Origin of the sequence: Myceligenerans pegani, assembly GCF_014892515.1 — a bacterium.
GTDB lineage: Bacteria > Actinomycetota > Actinomycetes > Actinomycetales > Cellulomonadaceae > Myceligenerans > Myceligenerans pegani.
The window spans coordinates 1-842 of the sequence record NZ_JADBGR010000004.1 but is presented as its reverse complement, the minus strand read 5'-3'; the positions used below and the strand labels follow the sequence as shown (position 1 = coordinate 842).

Genomic DNA, 842 nt, shown 5'->3' with positions numbered 1-842 from the left:
GCGGTGAATCAGGACGGTGCGTCGAACGGGTTGACGGCGCCGAACGGTCCGTCGCAGGAGCGGGTGATCCGCCAGGCGCTGGTGTCGGCCGGGTTGGAGCCGACCGAGGTGGACGTGGTGGAGGCGCACGGTACGGGGACGCGGCTGGGCGATCCGATCGAGGCGCAGGCGCTCCTGGCGACCTATGGTCAGGAGCGGGACGAGCCGTTGTGGCTCGGCTCGCTGAAGTCGAACATCGGCCACGCGCAGGCGGCGGCCGGTGTCGGCGGCGTCATCAAGGTGCTGGAGGCGATGCGTCACGGCGTCCTGCCGCCGACGTTGCACGCGCAGGAGCGCTCGCCGCACGTCGACTGGTCGGCGGGGTCGGTGGAACTGCTGACGGAGAAGCGGGCCTGGCCGGAGACGGGTCGGCCGCGTCGTGCCGGGGTGTCCTCGTTCGGGATCAGCGGCACCAACGCCCACGTCATCCTCGAAGCCCCGGCGCCGCAGGACGCGGAGACCGCTACCGCCCCGGAGACCGCTGCTCCAGCCGTGCTTCCGTGGGTCCTCTCCGCCCCGACCGAGCTCGCGCTGCGCGCCCAGGCCGAACGGTTGCTGCCGGCCGTCGACGCGGGACCCGACCTGGATGTGGGACGTACTCTCGCGGCTCGGACCCGCTTCGAGCACCGCGCCGTGCTGGTCGGCACCGACCGGGCCGCGGCCCTGACCGCTCTGGCCTCGGGGGACGCCGTGCCGTCGGTGGTCACCGGACGGGAGCGCGAGGGCGGGACGGCGTTTGTGTTGACGGGGCAGGGGAGTCAGCGGGTGGGGATGGGGCGTGAGTTGTATGGGTCGGAGCCGGT

1 protein-coding gene is annotated in these 842 nt (G+C 73.2%); it reads left to right on the top strand.

From position 1 onward, the window contains the following. A partial coding sequence (locus tag IIE03_RS00025; protein WP_192860693.1) for a type I polyketide synthase occupies positions 1–842 on the top strand: 842 nt, incomplete at both ends.